The 14312-nt window shown below is 36.2% G+C and carries 14 protein-coding genes; 12 read left to right on the top strand and 2 right to left on the bottom strand.

Features of this window, described 5'->3' with window-relative positions; genetic code table 11:
* Nucleotides 1–88: 88 nt before the first annotated feature.
* Nucleotides 89–499: a hypothetical protein gene (locus C7K42_RS11365; protein ID WP_014123954.1), complete on the top strand. Its 411-nt coding sequence runs from the start codon at nt 89–91 to the stop codon at nt 497–499.
* Between the two features lie 78 nt (nt 500–577).
* Here the strand turns inward: C7K42_RS11365 and C7K42_RS11360 are convergent, their stop codons facing one another.
* On the bottom strand, nt 578–1036 hold the full coding sequence (locus tag C7K42_RS11360) for a GNAT family N-acetyltransferase (RefSeq protein WP_014123955.1): 459 nt from the start codon (nt 1034–1036) through the stop codon (nt 578–580).
* Nucleotides 1037–1210: 174 nt separating this feature from the next.
* Here C7K42_RS11360 and sufC point away from each other — a divergent pair, with 174 nt between their 5' ends.
* The 11 genes from sufC to C7K42_RS11305 all read left to right on the top strand — a co-directional run bounded on the left by sufC (nt 1211) and on the right by C7K42_RS11305 (nt 13681).
* Nucleotides 1211–1984, top strand: coding sequence for a Fe-S cluster assembly ATPase SufC (gene sufC / locus C7K42_RS11355; protein WP_014123956.1), 774 nt, complete (start codon nt 1211–1213; stop codon nt 1982–1984).
* 14 nt (nt 1985–1998) lie between these two features.
* Nucleotides 1999–3291, top strand: a complete 1293-nt coding sequence (gene sufD / locus C7K42_RS11350) for a Fe-S cluster assembly protein SufD (RefSeq protein WP_103099558.1) — start codon at nt 1999–2001, stop codon at nt 3289–3291.
* Entirely contained in the window at nt 3288–4523 is a 1236-nt protein-coding gene (locus C7K42_RS11345) for a cysteine desulfurase (RefSeq protein WP_103099557.1), read from the top strand. The genes sufD and C7K42_RS11345 overlap by 4 nt, the downstream gene beginning before the upstream one ends.
* A complete protein-coding gene (gene sufU, locus C7K42_RS11340; RefSeq protein WP_014123959.1) occupies nt 4510–4983 on the top strand; it encodes a Fe-S cluster assembly sulfur transfer protein SufU in 474 nt (157 codons plus the stop codon). The genes C7K42_RS11345 and sufU overlap by 14 nt, the downstream gene beginning before the upstream one ends.
* A 110-nt stretch (nt 4984–5093) precedes the next feature.
* Nucleotides 5094–5798, top strand: coding sequence for an NAD-dependent protein deacylase (locus C7K42_RS11335; RefSeq protein WP_014123960.1), 705 nt, complete (start codon nt 5094–5096; stop codon nt 5796–5798).
* A 226-nt stretch (nt 5799–6024) separates the two neighbouring features.
* Nucleotides 6025–7764: an ABC transporter ATP-binding protein gene (locus tag C7K42_RS11330; RefSeq protein WP_014123961.1), complete on the top strand. Its 1740-nt coding sequence runs from the start codon at nt 6025–6027 to the stop codon at nt 7762–7764.
* Complete coding sequence (locus C7K42_RS11325; RefSeq protein ID WP_103083650.1) at nt 7754–9616, top strand: ABC transporter ATP-binding protein; 1863 nt, start codon at nt 7754–7756, stop codon at nt 9614–9616. Before C7K42_RS11330 ends, C7K42_RS11325 begins: the two co-directional genes overlap by 11 nt.
* Nucleotides 9617–9654: 38 nt before the next feature.
* Nucleotides 9655–10389, top strand: coding sequence for a hypothetical protein (locus C7K42_RS11320; RefSeq protein ID WP_103083651.1), 735 nt, complete (start codon nt 9655–9657; stop codon nt 10387–10389).
* 447 nt (nt 10390–10836) lie between these two features.
* Nucleotides 10837–11862: a branched-chain amino acid aminotransferase gene (locus C7K42_RS11315; RefSeq protein ID WP_094243243.1), complete on the top strand. Its 1026-nt coding sequence runs from the start codon at nt 10837–10839 to the stop codon at nt 11860–11862.
* 110 nt (nt 11863–11972) lie between these two features.
* On the top strand, nt 11973–12914 hold the full coding sequence (locus C7K42_RS11310; RefSeq protein ID WP_103083655.1) for an L-lactate dehydrogenase: 942 nt from the start codon (nt 11973–11975) through the stop codon (nt 12912–12914).
* Nucleotides 12915–12931: 17 nt separating this feature from the next.
* On the top strand, nt 12932–13681 hold the full coding sequence (locus tag C7K42_RS11305; protein ID WP_103099556.1) for a 2-keto-4-pentenoate hydratase: 750 nt from the start codon (nt 12932–12934) through the stop codon (nt 13679–13681).
* Nucleotides 13682–13779: 98 nt separating this feature from the next.
* On the opposite strand, the gene C7K42_RS11300 is transcribed toward C7K42_RS11305, so the two are convergent.
* Nucleotides 13780–14268 carry an EF0163 family protein gene (locus C7K42_RS11300; RefSeq protein ID WP_041591762.1) on the bottom strand — a complete coding sequence of 163 codons (489 nt, stop codon included), beginning with the start codon at nt 14266–14268 and terminating at the stop codon, nt 13780–13782.
* Nucleotides 14269–14312: the final 44 nt, after the last annotated feature.

Genomic DNA, 14312 nt, shown 5'->3' with positions numbered 1-14312 from the left:
TTGAAACTTAAAAAATACCTTATAAGCGATTTTTGTTTGCTTATAAGGTATTTTTTAAAGATAATAATAGAGATAGGGGGAATGGTAAATGCGGTCAAATTGGCAAAATAAAATTATTCAGTTCATGCGAGGAAGATACGGTGTATTTGATCCGTTAAATAAGAGGTTACTTATTTTAACAGCGGTGTTAATCATTTTTAATGTGTTTATTACGATTCCATTCGTGAATTTACTTCCATTACTGCTATTGGTTATTGTTTATTACCGTTTCTTCTCCAAACGTATTTATGTTCGTTCAAATGAAAATCAGAGATACTTACGTTGGGAAAATAAAATAAAAAACTTCTTTCGTCTAAGAAAAGAAGCTTTTCAAAATCGTAAAACATATACTTATTTTCATTGTCCAGAATGTAAGAAAGCACTGCGGGCGCCTAAAGGCAGAGGTAAGATCAAGATAACTTGTTCCCAATGTCGTCATCAGTTTACTAAAAAAGTATAAGTTATGCTTTAAATAATTACAAAAAGCTGAGATAGCTTAATATTCATTAAATGATGTTAAGTTGTCTCAGCTTTTTTACTATCGTTGTACTTCACGCCACATTAACTTTTTACCTGTTTTAGGATCTTTTTGTCCTGTTAGTTCGAAATTAAACGACTCATAAAAAGGAATTGCTTGTTCATTTTTTTGATGGACACGAATATAGATATGATTCACTTTAAAGCGATCTTCTAAATAAGTTAATACCGCTTGGAAAAGGGCATGTCCGTAACCTTTCTTTTGCTGGTTATGGTCAATCATAAAACGATCAAATAAAATCGTCCGATTTTGTTTATCTTCTGCTCCGATCATAGCAAAACCGACAATTTGGTTGTCTACACACAGTGCAATCGGTGTCCAGTCATAGGATGAATCATAAGCAGCTTCTAATAGGGATTCAGCATTATCTTCGATCAATTCTTCTTGTTCAGGTGCAACGGATAATTGGATGATTTTATGCCAATTTTTTTGCGTGACTGGTTCCAAATGATATCTCATTGAAATCGCCTCCTTTTATATAAAGTATAACAAAATAAAAAAATTTTTCTAAGGATTTAACTCAAAACAAAAAATAGTTTTGCAAAATCAAAAATTAATTAGGATTAGTATTTGAACTTTATTCACAATTGGTCTACAATGAATGAGAATGCAAAAGAGTTTGGAGGGAAATTAATGTCCGTTTTAGAGATAAAAGATTTACATGTATCCATTGAAGATAAAGAAATTTTAAAAGGGGTTGATCTTAGGCTTAATACAGGCGAAGTTCATGCGATTATGGGGCCTAACGGGACTGGGAAATCTACACTATCAGCTGCCATCATGGGCAGCCCTAATTATGAAGTTACCCAAGGAGAAATCCTATATGACGGTCAAAACGTTTTAGAAATGGAAGTAGATGAGCGTGCGCGTTTAGGCTTATTTTTAGCCATGCAGTATCCTAGTGAAATTCCTGGTATCACGAATGCCGAATTTATGAGAGCTTCAATTAATGCCAAACGCGCAGAAGAAGATCAGATCCCAGTTATGCAATTTATAAAAAAATTGGATAAGACGATGAAATTATTGAATATGCCTGAAGAAATGGCTGAACGTTATTTGAATGAAGGTTTTTCTGGCGGGGAGAAAAAACGTAATGAGATTTTACAACTTTTGATGTTAGAACCAACTTTTGCGGTTCTAGATGAAATCGATTCCGGGCTTGACATTGATGCGTTAAAAGTGGTTGCTAAAGGTGTAAATGCTATGCGAGGAGAAAACTTTGGCGCTTTGATTATTACTCACTATCAAAGGCTGTTAAACTATATTACACCTGATGTCGTACATATTATGATGGATGGCAAAATTGCTTTGACTGGGGATGCGGAACTGGCAAAACGCTTGGAAAATGAAGGCTATTCAGGCATTAGTAAGGAATTAGGTATTGAATATCAGGAAGAAGAAGCGTAAGGAGGTCAAGTGACATGAAGAAAAGTTTAATGAATCGTCTTGATGCGATTGACGTTTTTTCATCCCGTAAAAACGAACCTAATTGGATGCGCGAAATGCGACAAGCTGCGTTAAAAAAAGTAGATGAATTAGATTTGCGAAGGATTGAACGAGTGCGTTATGATCGTTGGCCGCTTTTTAATATTGACGAAAAAAGTTTAACAACAGAGCAAACGATAAGTGAGAATACTTCTGATTTTAATGAAAAAAAAGAAGGTCCTGTTTTAGTTCAACAAGATGATAATAATATTTTTGAGCAATTACCCCAAGAATTAGTAGATAAAGGGGTTATTTTAACTGATATATTTACAGCTATGCAAAAATACCCTGACTTAGTCCAAAAATATTATATGACAAGCTGCGTATTAATGGATGAAGATAAAGTAACAGCTGCTCATGCCGCTTTTATGAATGGTGGTTTGTTTTTATATGTCCCTAAAAATGTGGTGATTGAACAACCCATTGAAGCGGTTTTCCATCATAATGGTGATTCGAGTGCACATTTTTACAAACATGTATTAATCGTAGCAGAGGAAAATAGCGAATTTAGTTATCTTGAGCGGTATATGTCAGAAGGTAATGCTGCACAAAAAATATCTGGTAATATAATCGTTGAAGTGATTGCAAAAAATGAAGCCAAAATTAAGTTTTCCGGTATTGATCAATTAGGAGAAAATCTTTCTTGTTATATCAAACGACGTGGATATTTAATGCGTAATGCTTCGATTGAGTGGGCAATGGGTATCATGAATGAAGGCGACGTTGTGGGGGATTTTGATTCTGAATTGGAAGGAGAAGGTGCTCACGCAGAAGTTAAAGCCGTTGCTATTAGTGCAGGCGATCAAAAACAAGCAATCGATACGCGCGTAAGCAATAAAGCGCCTCACTCGATCGGTCATATTTTACAACATGGGGTTATCCGCGATCGCGCGACTTTAACTTTTAATGGTATTGGACATATCTTAAAAGGTGCAAAAGGCTCGGATGCGCAACAAGAAAGTCGGGTGTTGATGCTTTCTGATAAAGCACGCGGTGATGCAAATCCGATCTTATTGATTGATGAAAATGAGGTGTCAGCAGGACATGCTGCTAGTGTTGGACGAGTGGATCCTGAACAAATGTATTATTTGATGAGTCGTGGTTTAGCAAAAGAAGAAGCAGAACGATTAGTCATTCGCGGCTTTTTAAGTGCTGTATTAAGTTCAATTCCTGTAAAAGAGGTAGAAAAAGAGTTGATTGATGTCATTGAAAGGAAGTTAGATGCATGATAGATGCTAAAAGCTTGCAAGAAGAATTTCCAATTTTAGGCCAAGAAGTCAATGATGAACCATTAGTGTATTTAGATAATGCTGCTACGACGCAAAAGCCCAAAGCTGTCTTACAAACGATTGAAGACTACTATTATAAAGCTAATGCAAATGTGCATAGAGGGGTGCATTCCTTAGCAGAACGCGCTACAAAAAAGTATGAAGCAGCACGTGAAAAAGTACGCCAGTTGATTCATGCACATGAGAGAGCCGAAGTGCTTTTTACTCGAGGAACGACGACTAGTCTGAATTGGATAGCCCAAAGTTTTGGCGATGCTTTTATCCATGAAGGAGACGAAATTGTTATTTCTTATATGGAACATCATTCCAATGTAGTCCCTTGGCAGCAGTTGGCTAAAAGAAGGAAAGCTGTACTGAAATACATCCCTTTAACAAAAGATGGGTTTTTGGATATTGATGAAGCTAGAAAACAAATTACAGATAAAACGGCACTTGTAGCCATCACTCATGCTTCTAATGTGTTAGGTGTGATTAATCCAATCCAGGAATTGACACAATTAGCTCATAAACACCAAGCTGTAATCGCAGTGGATGGGGCACAAGCTGTCCCTCATATGCCGGTTGATGTACAAGCTATTGATGTTGACTTTTATGCTTTTTCAGGTCATAAAATGTGCGGACCCACAGGAATTGGTGTATTGTATGGTAAACGATATTGGTTAGAGCAAATGGAACCAGTAGAATTTGGTGGTGAAATGATTGATTTTGTACATCCTTATGAAAGCACATGGACAGAGTTACCTTGGAAATTTGAAGCAGGGACACCTAATATTGCAGGAAGTATTGCTCTAGCTAGCGCAATTGATTATTTAACCAAAATTGGCTTTGCAGAAATTTATCAGCACGAAAAAGAATTGGTGAATTATGTTTTACCGCGATTACAAGCAATTGATGGTTTGACGATTTATGGGCCGCCGGAGCCACGTGACCATACGGGCGTGATCGCTTTTAACTTAGATGGTTTACATCCACATGATGTAGCGTCCGCGCTAGATATGGAAGGTGTGGCCGTTCGCGCGGGCCACCACTGTGCTCAGCCACTTTTAGAATACTTAGACCTTGCAGCTACTACCAGAGCAAGTTTTTATCTATATAACACAAAGGAAGATGCAGATCGTTTAGTAGAGGCGATCAAAGTGACAAAGGAGTTTTTCAAAAATGGCACTTTCTAAATTAGAAAATCTATATCGTCAAGTGATTTTGGATCACTCCAGTCATCCACATAATCAAGGAACATTAGAAGATTCCAGTCAGCATACGGAATTAAATAATCCAACTTGTGGTGATGTAATTCATTTGGAGTTACAAACAGAAGAAGGTGTAATAAAAGATATTGCCTTTTCTGGGCATGGCTGTTCAATTTCAACAGCTAGTGCCTCAATGATGACGGAGATAGTTAAAGGAAAAACAATAGAAGAAGCAATGGACTTAGCAGAAGACTTTTCCTTGTTGGTCCAAGGAAAAGATGTAAAGGACATCGAAGTGTTAGGAGATGCCGGCATGCTTAGTGGCGTCTCAAAATTTCCGGCTCGCATTAAATGTGCTACGCTTTCTTGGAAAGCTTTAAAAAAAGCGGTTGAAGAACCAGGGGCTAGTGTAGCTGAAACAGGTTTTATAAAACATGAGGATTAAAAATCATCGGCCAATAGCTTATTATCATAAACACACAAGAACGTTATAGCTTGTGTGTTTTTTGTACAGGCAAAATGAAAATGATACACTGGATTTAAGGAGGCTAAGAGATGAGTGAATTAAATGATTTATTGCATGCAGCAAATAAAGTAGTATTTTTGACTGGAGCAGGTGTTTCTACTGCTTCGGGTATTCCAGATTACCGTTCAAAAAATGGATTATATGCTACCGGAGGGTCTCCAGAATATTTGTTAAGTCATGCTTGTTTGATCAACGAACCAGAAAAGCACTATGATTTTGTTATAAATAATATGATACATCCTGAGGCTGAGCCAAATGTTATTCATGAAAAAATGGCTAGTTTTACACAAAAAGGCAATACTGATATTGTTACTCAAAATGTAGATGGATTGCATTTGGCAGCGGGTACAGATCCGCAACACTTAGTTGAATTTCATGGCGATATTTCCCATGTTTACTGTCAAAAATGTGGACGTAGTGCTACTATGGAAGAATATTTAGCAAGTATGTATCATAAAAATTGTGGTGGTATATTACGTACTAATATTGTATTATATGAGGAAGCTATTGACACACAAAAAGTTGAAAAAGCTGTAAAAGCGATCAGTGAAGCTGATTTGATTGTTGTAGTGGGAACTTCTTTTGTCGTATTTCCTTTTGCCAGCTTGGTTCAATATGCTTCGCCTAATGCAACGATGGTAGCAGTTAACCGGGACCCGATTTCTTTACCAGCAAATGGAAAAATGATCACAGGTGATGCGGTAAAAGAGTTTGAACAAGTGGAAGTTGACTAGCAGTAAAAAAAGCTGTTATAAAATCATATATTTTTTCAAAATAGCCGAAAAATGTCACTTGATGTAGACAAGATGGCCTTTTTCGGCTATTTAAGTTTAACTTATTGCTTTTAGGAAAAGATAAATGATGTAAACAGTTTATAAAATTTTATCTTTATTTAGAAACCGTTTTATTTTTTGCTATAATAGATTAACTGTATTTTTAATAGTTGAAGGAGTGCTGCCCATGATAAAAAAACTTTTAAGCTGCGTAGAGGAATATAAAAAGACGACAGCACTTAGTATGTTCCTGGTTATTTTTGAATCATTTATAGAAATTTTAATTCCAACCTTGATGGCTATTATTATTGATGAAGGCATTTCACAAGGGAGAACTTCAGTTGTTTGGCAACTTGGTGTTTTGCTAATTTTATTGGCACTATTAGGATTGTTTATTGGTGCTTTATCAGGAAGATATGCGGCCATTGCATCCGCGGGTTTTGCTAAAAACTTACGTAGAACTTTATTTTTTAATGTACAAAAATTTTCTTTCTCCAATATTGATAAATTTACAGCGCCTAGTTTAATTACACGGATGACAACAGATGTAACAAATTTACAAAATGCTTATCAAATGTTGGTACGTATTATGATTAAAAGTCCGGTTCAATTTAGTTTTGCTATCATTATGTCGGCTTTGATCAATCCTAATATGGTATTGATTTTTATTGGCATAGCCCCATTTTTAGCGGGAACACTTATTTTTATCGGACGCAAAGTTCATCCTATTTTTGAGCGAGTTTTTCGAAGTTATGACCATTTAAATAATATCGTACAGGAAAATTTACATGGTATACGGGTAGTAAAATCTTATGTACGTCAAGCTTTTGAAGTACAAAAATTTCAGAATATTTCGCAAGTTGTTTATAAACGATTTTCAAAAGCGGAGAAATTACTGGCATTTAATCAACCACTTATGCAATCGACTGCTTATATTTGTATTCTACTTATTTCATGGGTAGGTGCCCACTTAATTGTTGGACAAACGATGTCTACTGGAGAATTGTCCAGTTTGTTTGTTTATACCTTTCAAATTTTAATCAGTTTGAATATGTTTTCTATGGTGTTTGTTATGTTTTTAATTTCCCGCGCTTCTGCCCAACGGGTGGTGGCAGTTATGGAAGAAGAAAGTGACTTAAAAAATAATGATGTTGCACTAACAACTGTTGTCGATGGTCGTGTTCGTTTTCATCATGTCTTTTTTCAATATCCAACGGCTTTAAATCATCGTGTACTAAAAGACATTTCTTTTTCTGCTGAAACTGGCGAGATAATTGGTATTGTAGGTGGAACAGGAAGTTCTAAGACCACACTAGTACAATTGATTCCACGCTTATATGATGTAACAGATGGGCAAGTCGAGCTTGCGGGAAGGGACGTAGGCGACTATGATATGGATACGCTTAGACAAAATGTCGGTGTCGTTTTACAAAATAATGTATTGTTTTCAGGAACAATTATGGAAAATATTCGTTGGGGAAATCCTGAAGCTACAGAACAAGAAGTTAGAAATGCTTGTATTATGGCGCAAGCTGATGAATTTATCCAGGAACTTCCCGATGGCTATCAAACTTATATTGAACAAGGGGGTTCAAATGTTTCCGGGGGGCAAAGACAACGTCTATGCATCGCTCGTGCGTTACTGAAGCAACCTAAAATTTTAATTTTGGACGATTCAACAAGTGCTGTGGATACTAAAACTGAATCGAAAATCTTGGAGATATTTAGGACAAAACTACCATATACAACAAAGTTTATTGTTGCTCAGCGGATTACTTCGGTACAAGATGCTGATAAAATTTTGGTCCTTGATAACGGAGAGATCACCGATATAGGCACACATCATCAATTATTACAAACGAGTGCTATCTATCAGGAAATTTATGAAGCACAAACGAAAGGATTTGGTGAAGTAGATGCAAAATAACAACATATTAGCACCTTTGCTACGTATCCTTATTTATATTTGGCGTGATTATAAACTAATCCTCATGCTAGTTATTCTTTTTGTACTTTTGAGTACAGGGGCTAATACATTGGGGTCTTTATTTATTCAACAAGTGGTGGACGATTATATTACGCCACTTTTGTCACAGAGCAATCCAGTTTATACTGGACTTTTAAAAATCATTTTAGTGATGGCTTCTATTTATCTGATAGGTGTCATTGCCTCATTATTGTTTAACCGTTTAATGGTCACAGTCAGTCAAGGCACGCAAAAAAATATTCGTGATGACATGTTTGCTAAGATGCAAAGTTTACCGATACGTTTTTTTGATGAAACGCCTTCAGGAGATATTATGAGCCATTACACTAATGATATTGATACGCTTCGTCAAATGATCTCTCAGAGTATACCTCAGGTTTTTCAAGCGGCAACACAAATGTTAGGTGTTTTTATTGCGATGTTAACTTTAAATGTGCCACTGACCTTTGTCGTTTTATTTACTGTTGTTTTGATTTATCTTGTAGTCAAAAAAATCGCTGGCTTAAGTTCGCGTTATTTTGTTTATCAACAACGTTCATTAGGTGAGGTAGACGGTTATATTGAGGAGATGACATTTGGTCAAAAGGTTGTCAAAGTATTTACTCATGAAGAAGCATCCAAGCAAGGCTTTGTCAGAAAAAATAATCGTTTGTTTGAAGATGCATCCAAGGCCAACCAACTAGCAAATATTTTGCTACCTATCATGATTAATTTAGGAAATTTGCAATATGTTTTAATTGCATTAATAGGTGGACTGTTATCGATCAACGGACTGATTACTTTATCTATTGGTACTTTAATTGCCTTTTTACAATTGAGCAGAAGTTTCAGTGGTCCGCTTAATCAAATTTCTCAACAGGTAAATTTTATCGTAATGGCTTTAGCAGGAGCCGCTCGTATTTTTGAATTGATCGATACAGTTCCAGAAGAAGACCACGGAAAAGTTACCTTAGTTAATGTTTACAAACAAGGAGAACAGTTGGAAGAAAGTAGTTCTCGTACCGATCGCTGGGCATGGAAACAAGTACGATCTGATGGTAGTATTCAATATACTGAAGTTAAAGGAAATATTGATTTTGCTCATGTGACCTTTGGTTATAAAGAAAACCAAACGATTCTTCATGATATTTCTCTTTATGCGTATTCTGGTCAAAAGGTTGCTTTAGTGGGTGCTACTGGTGCTGGCAAAACAACCATCACAAATTTGCTCAATCGTTTTTATGATATTGATCGAGGGACAATTTTTTATGATGGTGTTGATATTACAAAAATAAAAAAGGCAGATTTACGACGTTCACTTGGTATTGTTTTGCAAGATACAAATTTATTTAGTGCAACAGTGAGAGAAAATATACGCTATGGTAATTTGGAAGCGACAGATAAACAGGTAGAAGAGGCGGCAAAACTTGCTAATGCTCATCATTTTATTGAAGAATTATCGGATGGATATGAAACGTTAATTAGTGGACAAGAGTCCAATTTATCACAAGGACAGCAACAATTATTATCCATTGCTCGCGCTGCTTTAGCTAACAACCCGGTGTTGATCTTAGATGAAGCCACTTCTAGCATTGACACTTTAACTGAAAAACTTGTACAAAATGGTATGGATTCACTGATGAAAGGAAGAACCGTCTTTGTGATTGCCCATCGTTTATCAACCATTCAAAACTCTGATGTAATTATTGTTTTAGATCATGGAAAGATTATAGAACGAGGTACACATGAGCAACTTATCCAAAATAAGAAAACATATTATCAATTGTATACAGGTAAGCTGGAATTATCCTAATGTAGGAGTGACAGAGTAACAGAAAGGAAATTTTCTAAATGCAGTTAGATCAAGAACAAATTCGCAAAATCGGGCAAAAGCAAATTGTTGAAACAATAAGACTGCGATTACCCTACGCGGTCACATTGTTTGCTTACAATATTTCAAAAACAGATATGAGTGTTTATAGTTTATTACACCAAAATACAGCAGAAGCTGGAAACTTATGGATGACATTACGTGTTGCTGATCATCCCTTGTGGTTGAAAAATGCACAGCAAGTCTCAATTGATATTGGTTCTCCCGCTGATTTGACCCGCTTGCCCACGACTATCTCAAAGGTTTTGTCCTGTGATATGAAGACGAAAAATTGCTATCAAATGACAAACAGTGAGCTCGCGGTCTTAGAACTATTAGATAGCTGTCAACGAAATGGCTTAGTATGGGCGGTTCGTTTACCAGAAGAAATTTTTACTGCTTTTAAAAAACGTCCTTTGGATTTGCAAAAAGATTTCATGCAAGCCGAAGTTTTTTTAACGAATCGAAATAATGTCAATGCATTACTTTTGCCCTTTACAATCCCTTGCTTTCAAGCGCAGCTAGCTAAATTATACGGGAGAAATTTATTATTTTCGCAGTTTTCCCGTCATCATTTACTGAAACTTTTACCGACAAATCAATGGATCCAACCAATGTTAGAAAAAGAGCAAAAACTTTTAGATTGGCGACAACAGATCATTTATGACTATGGAGAAGATTTTTATCAGCGATGTCAACAAGCTTTACAAATTTAACTGATTTTATCACTGGGTTAAAGGAATCAAATTTTATCTAAAAAGACGATAGATAACAAATTGTCTTAATTTTAAAAACTTTTAGAAGAAAGGTTGACTTATTTTGTCAGAAGAGTTAGATTATTCAGTAAATAAACAACAAGAAACACAAAGATGAGAACTTTTTGAGACATGAGACGTTTACAGAGAGGTTTTGATTGCTGGAAGAAATCAGCGTCGTCTTCAAATATATCAGCTCAGAGTGGTAAAAATGGGAATTTTTGCTGGTTGCCTACCATTAAAAAGGGACGCGTATCGTTTAAGTAAGTTTTAACTGTACGTGGAGGTTTTGAAGCATTTTCAAAGCAAAAATAGGTGGTACCGTGGAAACGCCCTATAAAGCATAGGCTTTGTGGGGTGTATTTTGTTGTTGTAAAGTTTTTATTTTTAGTCGAGGGGGATTTTCATATGGCAAAACAAAGAGTAGAAGATTTAGATTGGAATAATTTGGGCTTTCATTATCGAGACCTACCTTATAGATTTAAGGCAGAATTTAAAGAGGGTAAGTGGCAAGAAGGGGAATTAACAACAGATGCTACCATGTATCTGTCTGAGGCAGCAGAAGTTTTACATTATGGACAAGAAATTTTTGAAGGCTTAAAAGCTTATCGACAAAAAGATGGAAGTATCAACCTTTTTCGTCCCGAGATGAATGCAAAAAGATTTGAAAATTCCGCGCAGAGAATGGCAATGGAAGCTTATCCTGCTGATAAATTTGTAGAAGCGGTCAAAGAAGTGGTCCGTGCCAACGAAGAATTTGTACCACCATATGGCACAGGGGGTTCCTTGTACCTTCGTCCATTTATGATCGGTACAGAATCGATTGTAGGTGTAGCGCCTTCAACAGAGTTCCAATTTCGTATTTATGCAACGCCAGTGGGTGCTTATGTTCAAGGTTTGACACCTACACCTTATCTGATTAGTGACTTTGATCGTGCGGCTTTTGCGGGCACAGGTCAAGTTAAGACTTCGGGTAACTATGCAGGCAGTCTATATCCAGCGATGCAAGCTAAAAAAGAAGGTTACGCGGATTGTTTGTATTTAGATCCAAGAGAGCATAAATACATCGACGAATTCGGCGGAGCTAATTTTTATGGCATTACTAAAGATGGACAATTTTTAACACCTAAATCAGATTCGATTTTGCCGTCTATTACTAAGCAATCTTTATTTGAAATTGCAGAAAAACAAGGATTAAATCCTCAAGAGACAACCATTGCAATAGAAGACCTAGATCAGTTTGTTGAAGCTGGTGCCATGGGAACAGCAGCTGTTATCTCTCCTGTAGGTTCTTTAACCTATCATGGCAAAAAGTATATCTTTAACGAAAATGAAGTAGGACCCAAGACACAAGCATTGTATGATGAACTTGTAGGGATACAATTAGGCGATCGTCCAGCGCCAGAAGGTTGGATTCAAAAAGTTGAGGTCTAAATAAAATTGATAGGAAAAGAAAACCAATAGTGCTTTATAAAATTGGTTTTCTTTTTACTAAAAAGCATACAGACAAAGTTTAAGAATTGTCAATGATGGGAAGTGAACAAATGACTCGAAAAATAGGTGTCATTGGTATGGGACATGTTGGGTCTACCGTTGCGCATGATATTATTGCCAAAGGTTTAACTGATGAAATGGTTTTGATTGATACCAATGAAGCCAAGGTAAATGCAGATGCTTTGGATTTTGAAGATGCTATGGCAAATGCAACTTTTCATACCAAGTTAATTGTCAATGATTACTCTGCATTAAAAGATGCTGATGTTGTCATTTCAGCTATAGGAAATATCAAATTATTGGAAAATAATACGACAAACGATCGCTTTGTGGAATTACCCTTTACTAGCCAACAAGCGGCTAAAGTCGCGTTAAAAATTAAAGATTCAGGGTTTGATGGCGTATTAATTGATATTACAAACCCTTGTGATGTCATTACAGCGATTTATCAAACGATGACAGGTTTACCTAAAAATCAAGTAATTGGTACAGGTACACTGTTAGATTCAGCTAGGATGAAACGTGCAGTAGGAAAGGTATTTAAGATCGATCCGCGTTCTGTTGCTGGATATAACTTAGGCGAACATGGAAATTCACAGTTTACTGCTTGGTCGACTGTTAATGTTTTTGGAAAACCGATTGTAGAAGTCGCGCAAGAGCGTCCCGTTGATTTTACTCAATTAGATGAAATTGCTCGGGCTGGAGGCTTTACTGTATTGCATGGCAAAAACTATACGAGTTATGGTATTGCAACCGCAGCTGTACGATTGGCTGATATTGTAATGCGTGATGCTAGAGCAGAACTGCCAGTTTCAAACTTTCGTAATGAATATAATACCTATCTTTCCTATCCAGCTGTGATCGGAAAAACTGGTGTCCTCGAAGCATTACAACTTAATTTAACAGATGAAGAGATTGAAAAATTGCGACTTTCAGCGCAGTATATTAAAACAAGATTTGATGACACAATGGAAACTTTACAAAATAACTAATATTTGGGAGGAAAATTATGTCAGTTGTGGAAAAGCTTTATCAAGCTTATCAAACAAATACACCTTTAAAGTTAGGTGAATTAGGCCTTAATGACAAAACAGAAGCTTATCAGATTCAAGATGAGGTGTTGCAACTTAAAGAAGAAGCAGGGGAAAAGCTAGCTGGGTATAAGATCAGCTTAACTAACCAAGAGACACAAGAACTTTTTGCTAGTGATTCTCCTTTGTATGGGGGTATGACAGATGTCACAGTAAAAAACACTGTTTCTTTAAAGGAATATAATAGTCCGCTATTAGAACTGGAACTGGTCTTTTTAGTAGATGAACCCATTTCTTCTGATGACACTGCAGAGCAGGTTTTTGAAAAATGTCGAGTAGCTCCTGGTATCGAAGTTCCGGATGGACGTTATGAAGACTGGTTCCCTAAAGCGTCTTTATATGAAGTCGTTGCCGATGGTGCAGTAAATGGCGCAATTGTCATAGGTAATCCGCAAAAATTGGCTTACTCAGATGTTGTCGCTATTAAAGCAACATTGACTTTAGATGATGATAAATTTGTAAAAGAGGGACCTTCAACAGAAGTGTTAGGACATCCAGCTAATGCTGTTATCTGGTTGGCTAAAGAGTTAGAAAAACATGGAAAAAAATTAAAAGCAGGACAATTTGTTTCTTCAGGTACCTTTGTTTTACCAGAACCACTACAACAAGGATACTATCAAGCTGAATTTGAAAATGTTGGTAGTGTGAACTTAGAAGTAACAAATTAAATAAACAACAATAAATTTTAGGAGTTGAGGGTATGAAATATCTCAGCTCCTAAAATTTGTTAAGAAGTATCATCAAGATTTCGCTGTTTCAAATTTTGTTATTCTTTGTAACTAAATTCGAAATGGCTGATTTTTGGAGATGGGTCACCTGTTATGTCTATCTCTAAAATGATTTCTTTCGTTTCTCCTTGTGTTGTTTCTTCACCCACTAAGATATATTTTTGTGGGTGATCGATATCTTGGGCGATGGTTTTAATATTTCCTGTACTTTCATCTTTTGTTGTATCACTGTCAAGTTGACTATTGTTAATGGCATCTTCGGTCATGTATTCTTCTACTTGTTCATTTCTTTCAGAAATATCAGAAAAATTCAACCAGTTTTCACCAAAAGCTTTCAAAGTCGATTCGATTGAAACATTTTGATCATTAGAGCTATTATCTGTGGTTTCAGTAGTTTCACTTATTGTCTCAGATGTTTCTGCTAAAAAGAAGTCATCATCGCGTTGGCTCAGACGTAGTAAGTAAAAAATACAAATGATAAAAAGGATGATTCCCACGATCCAAAAGAAAATATGACGCTTTTTCATAGCATCCACTCCCCAATTATGTTAATTCTATTATAACAATTTTT

The sequence above is a fragment of the Tetragenococcus halophilus subsp. halophilus DSM 20339 genome, assembly GCF_003841405.1.
In the GTDB taxonomy this organism is placed as follows: Bacteria; Bacillota; Bacilli; order Lactobacillales; family Enterococcaceae; genus Tetragenococcus; species Tetragenococcus halophilus.
Note: the sequence above shows the minus strand (reverse complement) of the source record. Positions and strands in the feature narration are given on the sequence as shown.

Excerpts from the sequence above, each read along its gene's own strand:
- C7K42_RS11360 (WP_014123955.1), bottom strand. The coding sequence starts at position 1,036 with ATGAGATATCATTTGGAACCAGTCACGCAAAAAAATTGGCATAAAATC.
- sufU (WP_014123959.1), top strand. The coding sequence starts at position 4,510 with ATGGCACTTTCTAAATTAGAAAATCTATATCGTCAAGTGATTTTGGAT.
- C7K42_RS11330 (WP_014123961.1), top strand. The coding sequence starts at position 6,025 with ATGATAAAAAAACTTTTAAGCTGCGTAGAGGAATATAAAAAGACGACA.
- C7K42_RS11325 (WP_103083650.1), top strand. The coding sequence starts at position 7,754 with ATGCAAAATAACAACATATTAGCACCTTTGCTACGTATCCTTATTTAT.
- C7K42_RS11335 (WP_014123960.1), top strand. The coding sequence starts at position 5,094 with ATGAGTGAATTAAATGATTTATTGCATGCAGCAAATAAAGTAGTATTT.
- C7K42_RS11315 (WP_094243243.1), top strand. The coding sequence starts at position 10,837 with ATGGCAAAACAAAGAGTAGAAGATTTAGATTGGAATAATTTGGGCTTT.
- C7K42_RS11305 (WP_103099556.1), top strand. The coding sequence starts at position 12,932 with ATGTCAGTTGTGGAAAAGCTTTATCAAGCTTATCAAACAAATACACCT.
- sufC (WP_014123956.1), top strand. The coding sequence starts at position 1,211 with ATGTCCGTTTTAGAGATAAAAGATTTACATGTATCCATTGAAGATAAA.
- C7K42_RS11365 (WP_014123954.1), top strand. The coding sequence starts at position 89 with ATGCGGTCAAATTGGCAAAATAAAATTATTCAGTTCATGCGAGGAAGA.
- C7K42_RS11300 (WP_041591762.1), bottom strand. The coding sequence starts at position 14,268 with ATGAAAAAGCGTCATATTTTCTTTTGGATCGTGGGAATCATCCTTTTT.
- sufD (WP_103099558.1), top strand. The coding sequence starts at position 1,999 with ATGAAGAAAAGTTTAATGAATCGTCTTGATGCGATTGACGTTTTTTCA.
- C7K42_RS11320 (WP_103083651.1), top strand. The coding sequence starts at position 9,655 with ATGCAGTTAGATCAAGAACAAATTCGCAAAATCGGGCAAAAGCAAATT.
- C7K42_RS11345 (WP_103099557.1), top strand. The coding sequence starts at position 3,288 with ATGATAGATGCTAAAAGCTTGCAAGAAGAATTTCCAATTTTAGGCCAA.
- C7K42_RS11310 (WP_103083655.1), top strand. The coding sequence starts at position 11,973 with ATGACTCGAAAAATAGGTGTCATTGGTATGGGACATGTTGGGTCTACC.